21 protein-coding genes are annotated in these 18,825 nt (G+C 70.3%); 11 read left to right on the forward strand and 10 right to left on the reverse strand.

Annotated features, from left to right (window positions below; all coding sequences use genetic code 11):
* Nucleotide 1: 1 nt before the first annotated feature.
* Complete coding sequence (locus A5714_RS18620; RefSeq protein WP_068287621.1) at nucleotides 2-991, reverse strand: YihY/virulence factor BrkB family protein; 990 nt, start codon at nucleotides 989-991, stop codon at nucleotides 2-4.
* Between the two features lie 63 nt (nucleotides 992-1,054).
* Complete coding sequence (locus A5714_RS18625) at nucleotides 1,055-1,243, reverse strand: hypothetical protein (RefSeq protein WP_068074061.1); 189 nt, start codon at nucleotides 1,241-1,243, stop codon at nucleotides 1,055-1,057.
* Nucleotides 1,244-1,369: 126 nt separating this feature from the next.
* Here A5714_RS18625 and A5714_RS26730 point away from each other — a divergent pair, with 126 nt between their 5' ends.
* Nucleotides 1,370-1,738, forward strand: a complete 369-nt coding sequence (locus tag A5714_RS26730; RefSeq protein ID WP_068287623.1) for a DUF952 domain-containing protein — start codon at nucleotides 1,370-1,372, stop codon at nucleotides 1,736-1,738.
* Here A5714_RS26730 and A5714_RS18635 read toward each other — a convergent pair.
* The 3 genes from A5714_RS18635 to ppgK all read right to left on the reverse strand — a co-directional run bounded on the left by A5714_RS18635 (nucleotide 1,687) and on the right by ppgK (nucleotide 4,708).
* Nucleotides 1,687-2,100, reverse strand: coding sequence for a RidA family protein (locus tag A5714_RS18635; RefSeq protein WP_068287625.1), 414 nt, complete (start codon nucleotides 2,098-2,100; stop codon nucleotides 1,687-1,689). The two genes, A5714_RS26730 and A5714_RS18635, sit on opposite strands and share 52 nt — an antisense overlap.
* 122 nt (nucleotides 2,101-2,222) lie before the next feature.
* On the reverse strand, nucleotides 2,223-3,722 hold the full coding sequence (locus A5714_RS18640) for an RNA polymerase sigma factor (protein ID WP_156747383.1): 1,500 nt from the start codon (nucleotides 3,720-3,722) through the stop codon (nucleotides 2,223-2,225).
* Between the two features lie 176 nt (nucleotides 3,723-3,898).
* Nucleotides 3,899-4,708 carry a polyphosphate--glucose phosphotransferase gene (ppgK, locus tag A5714_RS18645; protein WP_068074053.1) on the reverse strand — a complete coding sequence of 270 codons (810 nt, stop codon included), beginning with the start codon at nucleotides 4,706-4,708 and terminating at the stop codon, nucleotides 3,899-3,901.
* A 102-nt stretch (nucleotides 4,709-4,810) separates the two neighbouring features.
* On the opposite strand from ppgK, the gene A5714_RS18650 reads away from it, so the two are divergent.
* On the forward strand, nucleotides 4,811-5,680 hold the full coding sequence (locus A5714_RS18650; RefSeq protein WP_068287632.1) for an inositol monophosphatase family protein: 870 nt from the start codon (nucleotides 4,811-4,813) through the stop codon (nucleotides 5,678-5,680).
* 6 nt (nucleotides 5,681-5,686) lie between these two features.
* Here A5714_RS18650 and cei read toward each other — a convergent pair whose 3' ends face one another.
* Nucleotides 5,687-6,337 carry an envelope integrity protein Cei gene (gene cei / locus A5714_RS18655; protein WP_068074049.1) on the reverse strand — a complete coding sequence of 217 codons (651 nt, stop codon included), beginning with the start codon at nucleotides 6,335-6,337 and terminating at the stop codon, nucleotides 5,687-5,689.
* Between the two features lie 194 nt (nucleotides 6,338-6,531).
* Here cei and A5714_RS18660 point away from each other — a divergent pair, with 194 nt between their 5' ends.
* Nucleotides 6,532-6,834 carry a DUF4193 domain-containing protein gene (locus tag A5714_RS18660; RefSeq protein ID WP_067115263.1) on the forward strand — a complete coding sequence of 101 codons (303 nt, stop codon included), beginning with the start codon at nucleotides 6,532-6,534 and terminating at the stop codon, nucleotides 6,832-6,834.
* Nucleotides 6,835-6,843: 9 nt separating this feature from the next.
* Here the strand turns inward: A5714_RS18660 and A5714_RS18665 are convergent, their stop codons facing one another.
* Nucleotides 6,844-7,323 carry a DUF3093 domain-containing protein gene (locus tag A5714_RS18665; RefSeq protein ID WP_068074047.1) on the reverse strand — a complete coding sequence of 160 codons (480 nt, stop codon included), beginning with the start codon at nucleotides 7,321-7,323 and terminating at the stop codon, nucleotides 6,844-6,846.
* 25 nt (nucleotides 7,324-7,348) lie between these two features.
* Here A5714_RS18665 and dut point away from each other — a divergent pair, with 25 nt between their 5' ends.
* Together dut and A5714_RS18675 are read left to right on the forward strand one after the other, a co-directional pair.
* Nucleotides 7,349-7,813 carry a dUTP diphosphatase gene (dut, locus tag A5714_RS18670; protein ID WP_068287635.1) on the forward strand — a complete coding sequence of 155 codons (465 nt, stop codon included), beginning with the start codon at nucleotides 7,349-7,351 and terminating at the stop codon, nucleotides 7,811-7,813.
* Nucleotides 7,814-7,853: 40 nt separating this feature from the next.
* The gene (locus tag A5714_RS18675) at nucleotides 7,854-8,630 is read left to right on the forward strand and encodes a DUF3710 domain-containing protein (protein ID WP_068287638.1); all 777 of its coding nucleotides are present in this window, start codon (nucleotides 7,854-7,856) and stop codon (nucleotides 8,628-8,630) included.
* On the opposite strand, the gene A5714_RS18680 is transcribed toward A5714_RS18675, so the two are convergent.
* A complete protein-coding gene (locus A5714_RS18680) occupies nucleotides 8,627-9,328 on the reverse strand; it encodes a hypothetical protein (protein WP_068287641.1) in 702 nt (233 codons plus the stop codon). The two genes, A5714_RS18675 and A5714_RS18680, sit on opposite strands and share 4 nt — an antisense overlap.
* 137 nt (nucleotides 9,329-9,465) lie before the next feature.
* Here A5714_RS18680 and A5714_RS18685 point away from each other — a divergent pair, with 137 nt between their 5' ends.
* Both A5714_RS18685 and A5714_RS18690 read left to right on the forward strand, forming a co-directional pair.
* A complete protein-coding gene (locus A5714_RS18685) occupies nucleotides 9,466-9,834 on the forward strand; it encodes an OB-fold nucleic acid binding domain-containing protein (RefSeq protein ID WP_068074039.1) in 369 nt (122 codons plus the stop codon).
* A 59-nt stretch (nucleotides 9,835-9,893) separates the two neighbouring features.
* Entirely contained in the window at nucleotides 9,894-10,550 is a 657-nt protein-coding gene (locus A5714_RS18690; protein WP_068074037.1) for a DUF3159 domain-containing protein, read from the forward strand.
* 3 nt (nucleotides 10,551-10,553) lie between these two features.
* Here the strand turns inward: A5714_RS18690 and A5714_RS18695 are convergent, their stop codons facing one another.
* A complete protein-coding gene (locus tag A5714_RS18695) occupies nucleotides 10,554-11,228 on the reverse strand; it encodes a TrkA family potassium uptake protein (protein ID WP_068074035.1) in 675 nt (224 codons plus the stop codon).
* A gap of 55 nt (nucleotides 11,229-11,283) precedes the next feature.
* Nucleotides 11,284-11,952 (reverse strand): TrkA family potassium uptake protein, encoded by a 669-nt coding sequence (locus tag A5714_RS18700; protein WP_197502933.1) that lies wholly within the window; start codon nucleotides 11,950-11,952, stop codon nucleotides 11,284-11,286.
* Between the two features lie 124 nt (nucleotides 11,953-12,076).
* Between A5714_RS18700 and A5714_RS18705 the strand changes: the two genes are divergently transcribed.
* From A5714_RS18705 to dxs, 4 genes are all read left to right on the forward strand, one after another.
* The gene (locus A5714_RS18705) at nucleotides 12,077-14,071 is read left to right on the forward strand and encodes an APC family permease (RefSeq protein WP_068287642.1); all 1,995 of its coding nucleotides are present in this window, start codon (nucleotides 12,077-12,079) and stop codon (nucleotides 14,069-14,071) included.
* Nucleotides 14,071-15,276, forward strand: coding sequence for a class I SAM-dependent RNA methyltransferase (locus A5714_RS18710; RefSeq protein WP_156747384.1), 1,206 nt, complete (start codon nucleotides 14,071-14,073; stop codon nucleotides 15,274-15,276). Before A5714_RS18705 ends, A5714_RS18710 begins: the two co-directional genes overlap by 1 nt.
* 115 nt (nucleotides 15,277-15,391) lie before the next feature.
* Nucleotides 15,392-16,855 (forward strand): cation:proton antiporter, encoded by a 1,464-nt coding sequence (locus A5714_RS18715; RefSeq protein ID WP_068287651.1) that lies wholly within the window; start codon nucleotides 15,392-15,394, stop codon nucleotides 16,853-16,855.
* A 58-nt stretch (nucleotides 16,856-16,913) separates the two neighbouring features.
* Nucleotides 16,914-18,825: 1-deoxy-D-xylulose-5-phosphate synthase (gene dxs / locus A5714_RS18720; RefSeq protein ID WP_068287653.1), on the forward strand; the 1,912-nt coding region annotated here is incomplete at its 3' end.

The raw sequence follows: 18,825 nt of genomic DNA on the forward strand, positions 1-18,825 counted from the left end.
TCTACACCGGCGGCTCGGCCGCCACCGCGTCGCGGGGCCGGGCGGCGGGTGGGGCCGGCGCCTCGGGGCGGTGCCGCAGCCCGCGCACCCGCTGCACCAACCAGTTGCGGACCCGGTGCGCGTGGGTGGTCGGCGCCGGGAATTCCTCCTGCACCGCCGCGTTGAGTTCGGCGCCGATCATGATGGCGAACCCGCCGAAGAACGCGAACAGCAGGAACGCGATCGGCGTCGACAGCGCCCCGTAGGTGTAGCCGGTGCTGGTGATCCACCTCAGGTAGAACCGCAGGCCGAGCGTGGCGACCACGAACACCGTCGTCGCCAGCATCGCGCCCAGGATGAGCCGGTGCGAGGGCAGCGGCTCGGGCAGCGCCACCCGGTAGAGAATCATGACGCCCAGCATCAGGCCCAGCAGCAGCGCCGGGTAATACCCGTAGCGCAGCACGTTTTCCAGGCCGACGGGGATGTGTTCGGCGACCTTGCGAGGGCCGACGACCACGAGGGGCGCCGTCAGGACCACCACCGTCAGCATGACCACATAGAGGAACAACGCGAACAGCCGCTGCCGCACCGGGTGGCGCAACGGGGTCTGGTCGTGCGCCTCCACGACGGAGTCGACGAACGCCGAAATCGCGGACGATCCCGCCCACAGCGAGATCAAGAACCCCAGCGACACCACCTCGCCGCGGGCGTTGTGGCCGATGTCCCGGACGGTCGGCTCGATGATCTCGTTGACGACGCTGGGGGAGAACACGTTGTGCGCCGTGGAGATCAGCTGGCGTTGGATGCTGGGCAGCATGTCCGCGCCGAACAACGGCGCAACGTAGGACAGGGTGCCCAGCATCCCGAGCAGCAGAGGCGGCAGGGACAGCGCCGACCAGAAGCCCGCCTGCGCGGACTCGGAAAAGATCGAGTCGTCCCAGCTTTTCGATAGGGTCCTCAGACTGATTCGCCAGATGTGGTGGCGCGATGGTTTTGCGACCTGATCGCTCATTCAGTCCAGCATTACCGATAAACACTCGCCCGCTCCACATTGGCGGCGGGCGAGTTCGGCGGATTAGCTTTCGCTGACCTCCAGCACGGCGGCCAACTCGATCAGCTTCGCCTCGTGCTCGTTGGCGTGGTGCTGGCAGAAGAGAAGCTCATGGCCCGAGGGGAGCTTGGCCCGGACGCGGGCTGCGGCACCGCAGCGGTCGCACCGGTCGGCTCTGGTCAGTTCTCGACTTGTCGTCAGAGTTGCATTCATGGCTTCTCCGTTCTCGTACTTTCACTTTCTCAGACGTATCGCGTTTTCGCCTTGTTCCCCGATCGTTATCGGGTGTGTCGTTTCTCACGGGTTGTAAAGGTTTGGTTTCGGCGAACTTTCCTAGAGTTGACGACCGTGACGTCCCCCTTAAACGCGCTGGTCCACCTATGCGGAACCGCCGACTGGAGCGCGGCGCGTGAACGCGGTGAAATCCGGCCGCAGGCCCCCGCCGAGTTCCTCCACCTGTCGACGCCCGAGCAGGTGCACCTGCCCGCCAACCGCCTATTCCGCGGCCGAGATGACCTGGTGCTGTTGCACATCGACCCGGCGCTGCTCGACTCACCCGTGCGGTGGGAGCCAGGTGTTCCAACGGACCCGCAGGCCATGTTGTTCCCGCACTTGTACGGCCCGCTGCCGGTGCGGGCCGTGGTCCGCGTCGCCCCCTACCGGCCGTTGCCCGACGGCACCTTCCCGCCCGTGGGGGAGTCGACGTAGGCGTCGACCTCGATCTCCACAAGCAGCTCCGGCGAGATAAGGGCGGCGACCTGCACCATGGTGGAGGCCGGCCGGACCGCGCCGAACACTTGCGCGTGCACCGCCCCGACTTCGTGCCAGCGTGAGATGTCGGTGACGTAGATCCGGGTGCGGATCACGTCGGCCAGCGCGGCACCCGCCTCGTGCAACGCAATCTCGATGCGTCGCAAGGCGTCTCGCGTCTGAGCTGCGATGTCGTTCGCCGGCCCGGCCCCGGTGGTGCCGGCGACCGCGACGTGCGGGCCCACGCGCACGGCGCGCGAATACCCCACGGCGTCCTCGAAACCGGATCCTGACGAGACGAGCGTGCGGCCTACCGACATGACCTCACGGTACGACCGACGTCCGCCGAGCGCAGCCGAATGTGCCGGATTTCCAGCAAGATTCAAGCACACGTCGGAAGATGCTGCGCGCGAATGCTTTTCGCGACGCGATTAGCCCAGGACTAGTCCAGGTAGTCGCGCAACACCTGAGAACGGCTGGGGTGGCGCAACTTCGACATCGTCTTCGACTCGATCTGACGGATGCGCTCGCGCGTCACTCCGTAGACCTGCCCGATCTCGTCGAGGGTACGGGGCTGGCCGTCGGTGAGGCCGAAGCGCAGCCGTACTACGCCGGCTTCGCGCTCGGACAGCGTCTCCAGCACCGACTGCAACTGGTCTTGCAGCAGGGTGAAGGACACCGCGTCGACCGCAACCACGGCCTCGCTGTCCTCGATGAAGTCGCCGAGCTGGCTGTCGCCCTCATCACCGATCGTCTGGTCCAGCGAGATCGGCTCACGCGCGTATTGCTGGATCTCCAGCACCTTTTCGGGCGTGATGTCCATTTCCTTGGCCAGCTCTTCGGGAGTGGGCTCGCGGCCCAGGTCCTGCAGCAGCTCGCGCTGGATGCGGCCCAGCTTGTTGATCACCTCGACCATGTGCACCGGGATGCGGATGGTGCGGGCCTGGTCGGCCATGGCGCGGGTGATCGCCTGCCGGATCCACCAGGTGGCGTAGGTGGAGAACTTGTATCCCTTGGTGTAGTCGAACTTCTCGACCGCGCGGATCAGGCCGAGGTTGCCCTCCTGGATCAGGTCCAGGAAGGCCATGCCGCGACCGGTGTAGCGCTTGGCCAACGACACCACCAGGCGCAGGTTGGCCTCCAGCAGGTGGTTCTTGGCGCGGTCACCGTCGCGGCAGATCCACATCATGTCGCGGCGCTGCGCGGCGGGCAGCTTGTCGCCCCGCTCGGACAGCTCGGCCATCAGCTGGGTGGCGTACAGGCCGGCCTCGATGCGCTTGGCGAGCTCGACCTCTTCCTCGGCGTTGAGCAGCGCCACCTTGCCGATCTGCTTGAGATAGGCGCGCACCGAGTCGGCCGAGGCGGTGAGCTCGGCGTCTTTGCGCGCCTGCCGCAGCGCCTCGGACTCGTCCTCGTCCCAAACGAAATCACCCGAAGCCTTGTCTCTTTCGGACGGTTCGGCGATCTCCTCGTCGTCCTCGGCGGCGGCCGGGGCCTTCGCCTTGGGCGCGGCTTCGCCGGGCTCTTCGGCTTCCTCGTCCTCGCCCTCGTCGGAGTCGCTCGCCTCGGCCTCGTCACCGTCGGATGCGACCTCGTCCTCCAGGTCGTCGAGGGCCAGGTCCGTGTCGATATCGAGGTCCTCGCCCTCGAGATCGGGCTCGCTCTCCAGCTCCTCCGAACCGTCGGACTCGGCGGCGTTCAGGTCGGCGTCGGGGTCCGACGGGCCGCCCTTGGCCGCCTTCGTCCCGCGACCCGCCGGCGCCTTCGCGGCGCCGCGGCCCTTCGCGGTCGCGTCGCCCCCGTCGGCCTTGGCGGCCCGCTTCGCGGGGGCCGAGCCGTTAGCGGCCTTGGCGGCCGGGCGCTTGGCGGGTGCCGCGGGCGCCTTCGTGGCGCTGCGTTTCACCGGCGCTTCGGTTGCCGGGCTTGCCTTGGTCGCTGCCACTTACACCCCTTCGTTTGGACTCACTTCCGGTGGGTAAGGGCATGGTTAACCGAAAGTGTCTGCTATGTCGATGTCGGCGTTGGTATCTGCGTGCGTGCCAGCACGCTCTCGTTCGGGCGGTCGCCGAACACCATTGTAACGACAGTGCGCCGTCAAACGGCTCTGCCGGGCAAAAATCAGTGCGTCACGTCCGAGGTGGCGGCCATCGCCGCGCCGACGATACCGGCGGTGTTGAGCAGGGCCGCGGCGACCACCGGGGTGCGATTTTCCAGCAGCGGCACCCACTTCTCGGCCTTGCGGCTGATGCCCCCACCCGCGATGAACAGGTCCGGCCACACCGCGTTCTCGATGGTCACCAGCACTTTGGTGACTTGTTTGGCCCACTTCTCGAACGACCAGTCGTTCTTCTCCTTGACCGAGGACGCCGCGCGCTTCTCGGCCTCCTTGCCGCCGACTTCGAGGTGGCCGAATTCGGTGTTGGGTATCAGGACGCCGTTGTGAATCACCGCGGAGCCGATGCCGGTGCCGAAGGTCAGCAACACCACCAGCCCCGACTGTCCCTTGCCCGCCCCGTAGTGCTCCTCGGCCAGGCCGGCCGCGTCGGCGTCGTTGAGAACCGTCACCTCCTGGCCGTTGAGTTCCGCGCTGATGATGTCGCGCGCGTTCGTGCCGATCCAGGACTTGTCGACGTTGGCGGCCGTCTGCACGACGCCGTGCGTGACGACGCCGGGGTAGGTCACGCCGAGCGGGCCGGTCCAGCCGAAGCCGTTGACGACTTGTGCGATGGTCTTGGCGACGGCCGTCGGTGTCGCGGGTTGCGGGGTGAGCAGTTTGATGCGGTCCCCGATGAGCTGGCCGGTGTCCATGTCGACGATGCCGCCCTTGATGCCGCTGCCGCCCACGTCGATGCCGAACCCGCGACGCGGGCCGGCGCCGTTGGACGCGTCGGTGCCGGGCGGATCCGTGGTCGAGTCGGTGCTGGTCATCGAGACTCCTGGTCGAGCGGGGCTGTGTCCGATCACCTTAGCCCGGTGACGACGCCGTCGGCGGCGTCTGCGCGGCGCCGGGCGCTGTGATGCGATGTACCCGTGACGCCACCCGATGAAGAGCTTTGGCGGCTGCGTTCCGTGGCCGAGGCCCTGGCCGGCGAGGCCGCCGAATTCGCGCGCCGCCGCCGCGCCGAGGTGTTCGGCGCGGACGCCCCGGGCGGCCCGAACGGGGCGGTGCGCTCGAAGAGCACGCCCACGGACCCGGTGACGGTGGTCGACACCGAGACCGAGCGGCTGCTGCGCGACCGGTTGGCCGAATTACGGCCTGGCGAACCGATTCTCGGCGAGGAGGGCGGCGGCCCGGCCGACGCCGCGGCCGACCACGAGCACGCGGTCACCTGGGTGCTCGACCCCATCGACGGCACGGTGAACTTCGTCTACGGCATCCCCGCCTACGCGGTGTCTGTGGGCGTGCAGATCGGTGGCGTGTCGGTGGCGGGGGCCGTCGCCGATGTCGTCGGCGCACGGGTGTTCTCGGCCGCTGCCGGCCTCGGCGCCCACGTCGTCGACCAGCACGGCACCCGCCCGCTGCAGTGCGCGGCCGTCGACGATCTGTCGATGGCGTTGCTGGGGACCGGATTCGGCTACGCGCGCCAGCGCCGGGCGGCGCAGGCGGCGTTGTTGGCGCGCCTGCTGCCGGTGGTCCGCGACGTGCGACGCATCGGCTCGGCGGCGCTGGATCTGTGCATGGTCGCCGAGGGTCGCCTGGACGCGTACTACGAGCACGGGCTGCAGGTGTGGGACCGCGCCGCCGGGGCGCTGATCGCGGCCGAAGCCGGCGCGCGGGTGTCCCTGCCCTCGCCGGACGTGCCCGGGGCCGGGCTGGTGCTGGCCGCCGCGCCCGGCATCGCCGACGAGCTGCTGGCCGTGCTGGGCCGCTTCAACGGCCTGGACCCGATCGCCGACTGACGCGCCTCAGCAGCTGCTGGCGTGGATCTTCGCGAGCAGGGCGGGGTCGGAGGGTTCCGTGGCGCCGGGGCGCAGGGTGGCAAGCACGGCGTCGATGTCGTCGTTGTGGGCCAGCGCGGAGAAGTCGGTCCCCAGGGCCAGGTCGACGGAGTCGTCGGCGCGGTTGTCGTTGAACAACTCGGTGCACGGCGCGACCAGCCACACCGCGGCGGCGGTGGCCTGGCCCGCGGTGCCGAAACGGATCTGGCCCTGGCAGGTCAGCCGGGTCCCGGCGTAGAGGGGGTCGTTGGCGGCGGTGGGTTGGGCGAAGCCGAGGTCCTTGAGCGCGCCCGCGACGTCACCGGCCTGGCCGCCCCGGCCGCTGGCGTTGAGGACGCGCACCTTGGTGTCGGCGAGCTTCGCGGGGGTGACGTCCATCATCGCGCTGCGCGATACCTCTTCGCCGAGTTGGGCCGGCGCCGAGCCGGCGGGTTTGGGCGGAGGGTTGCACACGATCGCCTCGTGCACTTTCGCCGGCCGCGTCAGCGCGATGGTCCAGACCACGGCGGTGACGACCGAGAGCAGGACGACCACGATGATGGCGGGCCGGGGGTTGCGCCGCCGGAAGGGCCGGCCGTGCTTGTCGAAGGCGGTTCCCTCCGTGATTTGTGCGACCACAGCTGCACTCTAGCGGCACGCCAAACGCACTGTTCAGGGGCGAACTCAAGGCCCAGAGCGGCAGTGTGACGTAAATCACACATTAGATGCCGGTCATCCGGGCACGAATCGTTTGGTGGATGCGTTCGACGCTGGTACAAAGCGATGCTTGGGTTACGAGGGCATGCGAAGGCAATAGGGGCAGGGGAACAGATATGCCTACCGATTATGACGCGCCACGGCGGACCGAAACCGATGATGTTTCGGAGGATTCGCTGGAGGAGCTCAAAGCGCGACGCAACGAGGCGGCCTCGGCCGTGGTCGACGTCGACGAGTCAGAAACCGCCGAATCTTTCGAGCTGCCGGGCGCCGATCTGTCCGGTGAGGAGTTGTCGGTCCGCGTCATTCCGAAGCAGGCGGACGAATTCACCTGCTCGAGTTGCTTCCTGGTGCAGCACCGCAGCCGGCTGGCCAGCGAGAAGAACGGCGTGATGATCTGTACCGACTGCGCGGCCTGACCGCCGTCCTCAGCTTCGCAGCGCCGACAGCACCCGGTCCGGGTGCCGGCAGCTCACCAGCCAGTAGGGGGTCGGGTCGTCCGGGTCGTCGAGCACCACGAGGATCATCGGCGCCACCCAGGCGCGGTGCACGACGAACGCCGCCGGATCGAGTTGGCGGCCCAACGCGGCCGACTTGGCCGACGGCGCTACCGCCGCCGACCGGGAGATCACGGTGACCGGCAGGTGCGCCTCGCCGGCCCACAACTCCACTCCACCGGTGGGGTCGGCGGTGACGCGGACCTCGATGCGGCCCAGCCACAACAGCGTCGCGGCGGCGACTACGAACAGCACCGCGTACGGCAACCATTGGGGCAGTGAACGGACGCCGAGGTTGACCTCGAAGGCGATCAGCCCGGCCAGCGCGAAGGCTGGCGGCCACCACCACCACGGGACCCATAATCGTTCGCGATATCGCACACTGTGCGGCGCGACGCGCGTAGCGGACACGCAGTCAAGGGTAATCTGTGGCCCCGTGTCGACCAGTTTGGCCATTGTCCGCCTCGACCCCGAGTTGCCGTTGCCGAGTCGCGCCCACGCGGGTGACGCCGGCGTGGACCTCTACAGCGCGCAGGACGTCACCCTGGGGCCCGGCCGGCGCGCGCTGGTGGGCACCGGGGTCGCCGTCGCGATCCCGTTCGGGATGGTCGGCCTGGTCCACCCGCGTTCGGGATTGGCTGCGCGGGTGGGCCTTTCGATCGTCAACAGCCCCGGCACCATTGATGCGGGGTATCGCGGCGAGATCAAGGTCTCGCTGATCAACCTCGACCCCGACGAGCCCATCGAGGTGCACCGCGGGGACCGCATCGCGCAGCTGCTGGTGCAGCGGGTGGAGCTGGTCGAGCTGGTCGAGGTGTCGTCGTTCGACGAAGCGGGCCTGGCGGGGACCTCCCGCGGCGACGGCGGTCATGGTTCTTCCGGCGGGCATGCGAGCCTGTGACGGTGCAAAGCGAAGCGACGAGGGAAAGTGGGCGGCGCTGATGGTGGGATTTGGTAGGCGCTCGGGCGACGACGACGGCGGCGCCACGCCCGCCGGCGGGGACGACCGATCGGACGACGCCGCGGCGCAGGCCGCTGACGCGCCGGCGGCCGACGCCCTCGACGACCTCGAGGGCCCGTTCGACATCGACGACTTCGACGACCCCGCGGTCGCCGAGCTGGCCCGCCTCGATCTGGGGTCGGTGCTCATTCCGATGCCCGAGGCCGGGCAGCTGCAGGTGGAGCTGACCGAGACCGGGGTGCCCAGCGCCGTCTGGGTTGTCACGCCCAACGGCCGGTTCACCATCGCCGCCTACGCCGCGCCGAAGACGGGCGGCCTGTGGCGCGAGGTGGCCGCGGAACTCGCCGAGTCGCTGCGCAAGGACTCGGCTCAGGTCAGCATCAAGGACGGGCCGTGGGGCCGCGAGGTGGTCGGCACCGCGACCGGCGTGGTGCGTTTCATCGGCGTCGACGGCTACCGATGGATGATCCGCTGCGTCATCAACGGCACCCACGAGACGATGGAAGCGTTGGAGGCCGAGGCGCGAGCGGCGTTGGCCGACACCGTGGTACGGCGCGGCGACACCCCGCTGCCGGTGCGCACGCCGCTGACCGTGCAGCTGCCCGAGCCGATGACGCAGCAACTGCGCGAGGCCGCCGCGGCGCAACAGGCCGCCGCCGCCGAGAGCCAGCAGGCCCCGCCGCCCGCCGAGCCGGCGGCCCGACGCAGCGCCGACGGGTCGGCCATGCAGCAACTGCGCACCACCACCGGGGGCTAACCCAGCTCGCCCAGCGCGGCCAGGCAGGCCGCGCCGAGCGCCGCGGGATCGGCGCCCAACTGATCGAGGGTGATCGTGCGCAGCGCCGCCCGCGGCGCCGCGCCCGCCCACGCGCGCGCGACCTGCAGCGGGTGAATCGCGTCGTCGACCGCGCCGACCACCCCCATCGGGGCCGACAGCCGGCCCAGCTCGGCAAGGCTCGGCGCCGCGTAACCGGCCGCGGCTTCCATGGCGTCGGGCAGAACGGGCCATTGCGCCCGCCACGACCGGGTTAGCTCGTCGGCCAGCCACGGCGGGCTGGACGCCCGCATCTGCTCCGTCGTCGCCGCCAGGCCGTCGTCGCGCAGCCGCGCCGCCGAATAGCGCGCGGCCAGCGCCGCGGGCGCTGCCCCGGGTTCACCGGCCCAGGCCGGCAGGGCGGCCAGCACGGCGGTCGTCCGGTCCGGGTGGGCCAGCGCCCACGCCGCCGCCACGGCGGCCCCGATGGACACGCCGCCCACCGCGATCGGGCCCGTCTCCGCGGCGTCGTCCAACGCCGCCAGGTAGCCGTCGATCAGGCGATCCGGCCGCGGCGCCGGTGTCACCGGCACGGCGCCGACCTCGCGCAGGGGACCGGAAAACGCCCGGTCGACGTAGTCGTCGTCGGAACCGGTTCCGGGTAGCAGCACGGTCGTGACACCGCGCAGATGGGCAACCACTCCTCGATAGTGCCCCGGCGTTCACCCACGCTCCAACGTCAAGTTTGATTCGGTTGGCGCCGGGGAACCAAGAGGTCTACGGTGGCCGTTGATTTGTTGGAAGCGCCGATAGCTGTAGCAGCACTGTAGGAGTGGCCATGGGGGCCCAAGGGTATTTGCGCCGGCTCACCCGTCGGTTGACGGAAGATCCGGAGCTGCGCGACTCCGAGGAACTGTCCGACGAGGTCGCAAGTACCGGCGCGCAACGCGTAATCGATTGCCAGCGGGGCCAGGAGGTCACGATGGTCGGGACGCTGCGCAGCGTGGAATGTAACGGCAAGGCTTGCGCGGGCGGGGTCCGCGCCGAGCTGTTCGACGGCAGCGACACGGTCACCCTGGTGTGGCTGGGTCAGCGCCGCATCCCCGGCATCGACTCGGGGCGCACGCTGCGGGTCCGCGGCCGGCTGGGCAAGCTGGAGAACGGCACCAAGGCGATTTACAACCCCCACTACGAAATTCAGCGGTGACCACCCGCGGTGATGCGGGGGCACCTTCGTCGTCAGGAGAATCGGAGCCGCCCGAGGGGGTGAGCGCCGACCGGATGAATCCCGAACGCCTGCTGGCTCAGCTGGGCGGGCTGAGCGGCATCGTTTATTCGTCGCTGCCCGTGGTCGTCTTCGTCGGCGCGTCGAGTGTGTCGGGCCTATCGACCGCCGTCCTGTCCGCGTTGGGGGTGGCCGCGCTGGTCCTGCTGTGGCGGCTGCTGCGACGCGATTCCGTGCAGCCGGCCGTCTCCGGGTTCTTCGGCGTCGCGATCTGTGCGGCGATCGCCTACGTGGTGGGGCAGTCGAAGGGCTACTTCCTGCTGGGGATCTGGACGTCGCTGCTGTGGGCGGTGGTGTTCGCGGCGTCGGTGGCGATCCGGCGGCCGCTGGTGGGCTTCGGGTGGGCCTGGTCCACCGGTCGCGACGCCGCCTGGCGCGCCGTTCCGCGCGCCGTGCACGCCTTCGACATCGCCACGATCGGGTGGGTGCTGGTGTTCGCCGCCCGCTTCGTGGTCCAGCGGCTGCTCTACGACGCCGACAAGACCGGCTGGCTGGCGACGGCGCGGATCGGGATGGGCTGGCCGCTCACCGCGCTGGCGGCGCTGGTGACCTACGCGGCGATCAAGGCGGCGCAGCGCGCCCTCGCGGCGGCCGCCACCGACGACGCCGCGGCGCGGCCGGACGCCGTGCGCGATTAGCGATTAGTCCGGGGTCTGATCGCCCGGCAGCAGAAGCTTCTGCAGGGCCTCTTCCGCGTCGGCGACGGCGACGAACAGCAGCTCGTCGCCGCCTTCCAGCGGCTCGTCCCCCTCGGGGACGATCACCCGCGGGCCGCGCAGGATCGTCACCAGCGAGGTGTCGCGGGGCAGCTGCAGCTTGCGCACCGGCTTGCCGCCCCACGGGGTGTCGTCGGGCAGCGTGATCTCGACGAGGTTGGCCTGCCCCTTGCGAAACTCCATCAGGCGCACCAGATCCCCCACGGCCACCGCCTCCTCGATGAGCGAGGCCAGCATGCGCGGCGTCGACACGGCGACATCCACGCCCCAGGCGTCGGTGAACAGCCACTCGTTGCGCGGATCGTTGACCCGGGCCACCACCCGCGGCACCGCGAACTCGGTCTTGGCCAGCAGGCTCAGCACGACGTTGGCCTTGTCGTCGCCCGTCGCGGCGACCACCACGTCGAACTCGTGCAGGTGCACCGACTCCAGCAGGCTCAGCTCGCAGGCGTCGCCGAGGCGCCAGTGCGCCGCCGGGATGGCGTCGACGTCGACGTGGTCCGGGTTGCGCTCGATCAGGGTCACGTCGTGCCCGTTGCCGAGCAGTTCGCGGGTGACCGAGCGGCCGACCGCGCCGGCGCCGGCGACAGCTACTTTCATGTCCGCCACTTTCCCCCGCAAGCGGGTGGTCCCCCCAGGACCCCGGGGCTCGGTTTCACTGCGCGTCTTCGCTGGGCGGCAGCGCCGCGATGGCCACGGCCTCGGCGGCGCGCCCGGAGATGGCGGCGACGTACACCTGATCGCCGGCCTGGATGACCGTCTTCGGTTCCGGCAGCACGCCCGAACCGAACCGGACGAGGAACGCCACCCGGGCGCCGGTCGCCTGCTCGAGGTCGGTGACCCGCTGGCCGATCCAATCCTCGTGCAACACCACCTCGGCGACGGCGACGGTCCCGGTCGGGTCGCGCCACTTGGCGGTCTCGCTCTCCCGCAGCAGGGCGTTGAGCAGCCGGTCGGTGGTCCACGGCACCGTCGCGATGGTCGGGATCCCCAGGCGTTCGTAGACCTCGGCGCGCTTGGCGTCGTAGATGCGGGCGACGACCCGTTTGACGCCGAACGTCTCTCGGGCCAGCCGCGCCGAGATGATGTTGGAGTTATCGCCGGATGACACCGCGGCGAACGCATCGGCCTCCTCGATGCCGGCCCGCAGCAAAACGTCGCGATCGAACCCCTGGCCCAGCACCCGCTCGCCGGCGAACTCCGGGCTGAGCCGGTTGAAGGCGGTGCTGTCGCGGTCGATCACCGCGACGTCGTGGCCGATTCGCGACAGCCCGTCGGCGACCGAGGAGCCCACGCGGCCACAGCCCATCACCACTACGCGCACTTGAGGTCCTCTCGGCTGCGTCGCGCGCCCCCACCGGCAAACCACGTCGGGCAACCGTTGCGGTCGGCGAACATTCTCCTATGAAACCTACCGCGATAGGCCGGTGGGCTTACTCTTGGCTCTCGTGTCCAAACTTTCAACCGCGGCTCGTCGGTTGCTCATCGGTCGGCCGTTTCGCAGCGACCGCCTGGCGCACACGCTGCTACCCAAGCGGATCGCCTTGCCGGTGTTCGCCTCCGACGCGCTGTCCTCGGTCGCCTACGCGCCCGAGGAGGTCTTCCTCATGCTCTCGGTCGCCGGGGTCACCGCTTACGCGCTGACGCCGTGGATCGGGCTGGCGGTGGCCGCGGTGATGATGGTCGTGGTGGCCAGCTACCGGCAGAACGTGCACGCCTACCCGTCCGGGGGTGGCGACTTCGAGGTGGTCACCACCAACCTCGGCGACACCGCCGGCCTCGTGGTGGCTAGCGCGTTGATGGTGGATTACGTTCTGACGGTGGCCGTTTCGACGGCCTCGGCGATGTCGAACATCGGCTCGGCGATCCCGCTGGTGGCCGAGCACAAGGTGGCCTTCTGCGTGGTCGCCATCTTGCTGGTGATGGGCTTGAACCTGCGCGGGATCCGGGAGTCCGGGGTCGCTTTCGCGGTGCCCACCTACGCCTTCATCGGTGGGGTGTTCATCATGATCGGCTGGGGGCTGATCCGGATCTTCGTGCTCAACAACCCGCTGCGCGCGGAGTCCGCCGGATTTCAGATGCACGCCGCGCACGGCCAGGTGGTCGGCCTGGCGCTGGCGTTCCTGGTGGCCCGGTCGTTCTCCTCGGGCTGCGCGGCGCTGACGGGTGTCGAGGCGATCAGCAACGGGGTCCCTGCGTTCGAAAAACCCAAGTCGCGCAACGCGGCTACCACGCTGCTGATGATGGGCGGCATCGCGGTGGCCCTGCTGATGGGCATCATCGTGCTGGCTCAGCAGATCGGGGTGCAGCTGGTCGAGGACCCGGCCACGCAGCTGTCCGGCGCGCCGCCCGGGTACTACCAGAAGACCCTGGTGACGCAGCTGGCGCAGACGGTGTTCGGCAGCTTCCACCTCGGCTTCCTGCTGATCGCGACCGTGACCGCGCTCATCCTGGTGCTGGCGGCCAACACCGCGTTCAACGGCTTCCCGGTGCTGGGTTCGGTGCTGGCGCAGCACAGTTACCTGCCGCGCCAGCTGCACACCCGCGGCGACCGGCTGGCGTTCTCCAACGGGATCCTGTTCCTCTCGGCCGCCGCGCTGCTGGCGATCATCGCCTTCCGGGCCGAGGTCACCGCGTTGATCCAGCTCTACATCGTCGGGGTGTTCATTTCCTTCACGCTGAGCCAGATCGGGATGGTCCGGCACTGGACCCGCCTGTTGCGCAACGAGACAAACCCGCGGGCGCGTCGCAAGATGATGCGCTCCCGCGTGGTCAACACGGTCGGGTTGCTGTCGACCGGCGCCGTCCTGCTGGTCGTGCTGGTCACCAAGTTCCTCGCCGGTGCGTGGATCGCGCTGTTCGCGATGAGCCTGTTGTTCGTGATCATGAAAATGATTCACCGGCACTACAAGACGGTGAACCGGGAGCTTCAGGAGCAGGCCGCCGACCAGGATGACGTGGTGTTGCCCAGCCGCAACCACGCCGTGGTCCTGGTGTCGAAGCTGCACCTGCCGACGCTGCGCGCGCTGGCCTACGCCCGGGCCACCCGCCCCGACGTGCTGGAGGCCGTGACGGTGAGCGTCGACGACGCCGAGACCCGCGAGCTGGTGCATAAGTGGGAGGAGAGCGACATCAGCGTGCCGCTCAAGGTCATCGCCTCGCCGTACCGCGAAATCACCCGGCCCGTCCTCGATTACGTCAAGCGGGCGCGGGAGGAGTCACCGCGCACCGTGGTCACGGTGTTCATCCCGGAGTACGTGGTGGGCCACTGGTGGGAGCAGGTGCTGCACAATCAGAGCGCGCTGCGGCTCAAGGGGCGGCTGCTGTTCATGCCCGGCGTCATGGTGACTTCGGTTCCGTGGCAATTGAGTTCGTCGGAGCGGCGTAAGACGCTGCAACCGCACATGGCGCCCGGTGACGCCCGTCGGGGGATCTTCGATTGATCCGCGAATCGTCCGGCGCGCCGCCGCAGTCGCTGACCCTGGTCGCCGGCGCCCCGGCCAACGGTGGTAGCTGCGTGGCCCATCACGAGGGCCGGGTGGTCTTCGTCCGCTACGCGCTGCCGGGTGAGCGGGTCCGGGCCCGGGTCACCGCGCAGCGCGGATCCTATTGGCACGCCGAGGCGATCGAGGTGCTCGAGCCGGCGGCCGGCCGCACCGCGTCGTTGTGCCCCATCGCGGGCGTGAGCGGCGCCGGGTGCTGTGACCTGGCGTTCGTGGCTCCCGAGGCGGCCCGCGCGCTGAAGGCCGAGGTGGTGGCCAATCAGCTGGAACGCCTTGGCGGATACCGGTGGCGCGGCGAGGCCGAGCCGCTGGCGGACAGCGCGCCCTCCGGCTGGCGCACCCGGGTGCGGCTCGAGGTGGGCGCCGACGGGCGGCCGGGCTTCCACCGCTACCACAGCGACGAACTGGTGACCGACCTGCGCTGCGCGCAGGTGCCCGACGGCATGCTCGACGGGATCGCCGAGACCGACTGGCCGCCGTCGGCGCAGCTGCACGTGGCGCTCGACGACGACGGTGCGCGGCACATCGTGCGCACGACGCGGCAGGGCAAGCGGACGTCCACCACGGTGGCCGAGGGCAGTTACGAGGCCGTGCAGCGGGTGGCCGGCCGCACCTGGCGAATCCCGGTGACGGCCTTCTGGCAGGCGCACCGCGACGCGGCGGCGGCCTACAGCGCCCTCGTCGCGGACTGGGCGCAGCCGAGCGCGGGCATGAGCGCCTGGGACTTGTACGGCGGCGCAGGCGTTTTCGCCGCGGCGCTCGGCGACGCGGTGGGGGAGTCGGGCCGGGTGCTCACCGTCGACACCTCGCGCGCGTCGACCCGGGCGGCGCGCGCCGCGCTGGCCGACCTGCCGCAGGTGCAGGTGGTCACCGATTCGGTGCGGCGCGCGCTCGCGGCGCAGCGGGCCGGCGCCGACGTCGCGGTGCTCGACCCGCCGCGCGCGGGCGCCGGGCGCGAGGTCATCGACGCGCTGGCCGCGGCGGGAGTCCGGAGGGTGGTGCACATCGGTTGCGAGGCAGCGTCTTTCGCGCGCGACATCGGGTGCTACCTGGGCCAGGGCTATGTCGTCGAGCGGATCAAGGTGTTCGACGCGTTCCCGCTGACCCACCACACCGAATGCGTCGCGCTGCTGAGCCGCTCCTAGCGGGCGCCTGGCGGCTAGACTCCATCGCGGTGTGCCGGGAAGTCTGGTCGGCGAAGTCGTTGTCGTGCCACGAGGAGGCCTGCGTGCTGACCACCCGCGTCGGATCGCCGCGACCATGACCGACGTCCCGCGCTACGCGCTCATCGTATTGTTCTGCAGCGCATTGGGTTTGGTGGCCGTCCTGGCGAACCGCCTGACCGAGCGGGTGAAGGTCCCGGTGCCGCTGCTGGTCCTGATCGGCGCCGCGGTGGCGGCGCACGTGGCACCGGCCGTGCAGCCGCCGTCGGAGCGGATCGTCGAACGGGTGATCACCATCGCGTTGGTGCTGGTGTTGTTCGACGGCGGTATGCACATCGGGCCCTCGAGGTTCCGCGCGGCGGCGGCCCCCATCCTGTCGGTGGGCGTCGCGGGTACCGCGCTGACCGCGGCCGGCGCGGCCCTGGTGCTGCACTACGTGTGCGGCATCGACTGGTTCCCCGCGGTCCTGGTCGCCACCGCGGTCGCTCCCACCGACCCGGCCGTCGTCTTCTCCGTGCTGGGCAAGCGCGAGATCCGGGGTCGCAGCGGCACCATTCTCGAGGGCGAGTCCGGCGCCAACGATCCGGTCGGCATCTCGCTGATGGCCGGCCTGCTCGCCGCCGGCGGCCTCGGCGCTGCCGGATTCGCGGATGTCGCAACGCAATTCGCACTGCAAATGGCGGTCGGCCTGGCCGTCGGGCTGCTCGGCGGCCGCGCCCTGCTCGTCTTCATGCGCCGCGTCGCGCTGCCAAGTGAGGCGCTCTACCCGCTGCGGACGCTGGCCTGCAGCCTGATGCTCTACGGCATCGCCACCCTGGCGCACGGCTCGGGATTCCTGGCGGTGTTCGTCGCCGGCATCGTGATCGGCGACGCCCACGCGCCCTACAAGCCGGACATCAAGCGGTTCCACGCCGCCCTGGCGGGCCTGGCCGAGATCGTCGCGTTCGCCATCCTGGGCCTGACCGTCGACCTCGCCGTGCTCGCCCACCCGGACGTCTGGCTCACCGGGCTGCTGCTCGGGGTGGCCCTGACGGCGCTGATTCGCCCGGTGGCGGTGGGCGCCTGTCTGCTGGGGGTGCGGCTCGAGCGCAACGAACGCGCCTTCATCCTGTTCGCCGGGCTGAAGGGCGCGGTGCCGATCCTGCTCGGCGAACTCGTGCGGGTCGCCCACGTCGGTGACGCCGAACGGCTCTACGGCGTGGTGGTGGTCGTCGTGGTGTTCTCGGTGCTGGTGCAGGGCGGCGCTGTCCCCGGCGTCGCGCGGCTGCTGCGGGTGCCCATGCGCACCGTGACGACCCGGCCCTGGGAGATCGGCGTGCGGCTCGCGGACGAGCCCGAGGGGGCTCATCGGCTCAGCGTGGCCGCCGGGTCCGCCGCCGAGGGCTGCACCGTCGAGCAGCTCGGCGACCGCGTCGGCGACATCTGGGTGAGCATCGTGGTGCGTGCCACCGGGCTGGTCCCGGTGCGCGGCGACACCGAACTGCGGGCCGGTGACGAGGTCGTCATCCTGGCCGATCCGGAACTTCATCACACGCTGACCGGGCTTTTCAGCGCCCCCTGAGCCGACCGGCGCCCGCCGCTACCCGGTGCCGGCCGCGCTGGCTGCGTAGACTGTCGGGATGCTGGAACAGATCCGCGGCCCCGCTGATCTGCAGCACCTGTCGGGTCAACAGCTGCGGGAACTGGCCGGCGAGATTCGCGAGTTCCTGATCCACAAAGTGGCTGCCACGGGGGGACACCTGGGGCCCAACCTCGGCGTTGTCGAGTTGACCTTGGCGCTGCACCGGGTGTTCGACTCGCCGCACGACCCGATCATCTTCGACACCGGGCACCAGGCCTACGTCCACAAGATGCTGACCGGGCGGGCGCAGGACTTCGAGGGCCTGCGGAAAAAGGGTGGCCTGTCGGGGTATCCGTCGCGCGCCGAGAGCGAACACGACTGGGTGGAGTCCAGCCACGCCAGCGCCGCCCTGTCCTATGCCGACGGGCTGGCCAAGGCGTTCGAGCTGAACGGGCACCGCAACCGGCACGTGGTCGCGGTGGTGGGCGACGGGGCGCTCACCGGCGGCATGTGCTGGGAGGCCCTCAACAACATCGCGGCGTCGCGCCGCCCGGTGATCATCGTGGTCAACGACAACGGCCGCAGCTACGCCCCGACCATCGGCGGCGTCGCCGACCACCTGGCGACGCTGCGCCTGCAGCCGGTCTACGAGCAGGCCCTGGAGAGGGGCCGCGACGCCATCCGGGCCATGCCGCTGTTCGGCAAGATCGCCTACCGCTTCATGCACAGCGTCAAGGCCGGCATCAAGGACTCGCTGTCCCCGCAGCTGCTGTTCACCGACCTCGGGCTCAAGTACGTCGGCCCGGTCGACGGCCACGACGAACGCGCGGTGGAGGCCGCGCTGCGGCACGCCCGCGGCTTCGGCCGCCCCGTGATCGTGCACGTGGTGACCCGCAAGGGAATGGGCTTCGGCCCCGCCGAGGACGACGAGGCCGAGCAGATGCACTCCTGCGGCGTCATCGACCCGGTCACCGGGCAGGCCACCGCCATCGCGGGCCCCGGCTGGACGGCCACGTTCTCCGAGGCGCTGATCGGTTACGCCCGCAAGCGTCGCGACGTCGTCGCGCTCACCGCGGCGATGCCGGGGCCCACCGGGCTGGCGCCGTTCGGGGAGCAGTTCCCCGACCGCCTGTTCGACGTCGGCATCGCCGAGCAGCACGCGATGACGTCGGCGGCCGGGTTGGCGATGGGCGGCATGCACCCCGTCGTGGCCATCTATTCGACGTTCCTCAACCGCGCCTTCGACCAGATCATGATGGACGTGGCGCTGCACAAGCTGCCCGTCACCATGGTGCTCGACCGGGCGGGCATCACCGGCTCCGACGGCGGCAGCCACAACGGCATGTGGGACCTGTCGATGCTGGGCATCGTGCCCGGCATCCGGGTGGCCGCGCCCCGCGACGCCACCCGGCTGCGCGAGGAACTCGGCGAGGCCCTGGACATCGACGACGGTCCCACCGCGCTGCGGTTCCCCAAGGGCGACGTCGGCGAGGACATCCCGGCCGTCGAACGGGTGGGAGGCGTCGACGTGCTCGCGGTGCCGGCGGGCGGGTCCAACCACGACGTCCTGCTGGTGGCCGTGGGCGCGTTCGCGTCGATGGCGCTGTCGGTGGCCAAGCGGCTGCACAACCAGGGCATCGGCGTGACGGTGATCGACCCGCGCTGGGTGTTACCGGTGTCGCCGGGCATCCTCGACCTGGCGACGCGGCACAAGCTGCTGGTGACGCTGGAGGACAACGGCGTCAACGGCGGCGTCGGGTCGGCGGTGTCGGCGGCGCTGCGGCGCGCCGAGATCGACGTGCCCTGCCGCGACGTCGGCCTGCCGCAGGAGTTCTTCGAGCACGCCTCGCGCGGCGAGTTGCTGGCCGAGCTGGGGTTGACCGATCAGGACGTGGCGCGCCGCATCACCGGGTGGGTCGCCGCGCTCGGCAGCTCCGAGGCGGAGCCCGAGATCCGCGAGCGCCTGGACT

The sequence above is a fragment of the Mycobacterium sp. E2462 genome (genome assembly GCF_001672685.1).
Lineage (GTDB): Bacteria > Actinomycetota > Actinomycetes > Mycobacteriales > Mycobacteriaceae > Mycobacterium.

What these genes read in the sequence shown, in the direction of transcription:
- A5714_RS18635 (WP_068287625.1), bottom strand. Translation starts at nt 2,100, where the DNA reads ATGTCGGTAGGCCGCACGCTCGTCTCGTCAGGATCCGGTTTCGAGGAC.
- A5714_RS18620 (WP_068287621.1), bottom strand. Translation starts at nt 991, where the DNA reads ATGAGCGATCAGGTCGCAAAACCATCGCGCCACCACATCTGGCGAATC.
- A5714_RS18715 (WP_068287651.1), top strand. Translation starts at nt 15,392, where the DNA reads ATGACCGACGTCCCGCGCTACGCGCTCATCGTATTGTTCTGCAGCGCA.
- A5714_RS18675 (WP_068287638.1), top strand. Translation starts at nt 7,854, where the DNA reads ATGGTGGGATTTGGTAGGCGCTCGGGCGACGACGACGGCGGCGCCACG.
- A5714_RS18695 (WP_068074035.1), bottom strand. Translation starts at nt 11,228, where the DNA reads ATGAAAGTAGCTGTCGCCGGCGCCGGCGCGGTCGGCCGCTCGGTCACC.
- A5714_RS18625 (WP_068074061.1), bottom strand. Translation starts at nt 1,243, where the DNA reads ATGAATGCAACTCTGACGACAAGTCGAGAACTGACCAGAGCCGACCGG.
- ppgK (WP_068074053.1), bottom strand. Translation starts at nt 4,708, where the DNA reads ATGACCAGCACCGACTCGACCACGGATCCGCCCGGCACCGACGCGTCC.
- A5714_RS18685 (WP_068074039.1), top strand. Translation starts at nt 9,466, where the DNA reads ATGGGGGCCCAAGGGTATTTGCGCCGGCTCACCCGTCGGTTGACGGAA.
- A5714_RS18660 (WP_067115263.1), top strand. Translation starts at nt 6,532, where the DNA reads ATGCCTACCGATTATGACGCGCCACGGCGGACCGAAACCGATGATGTT.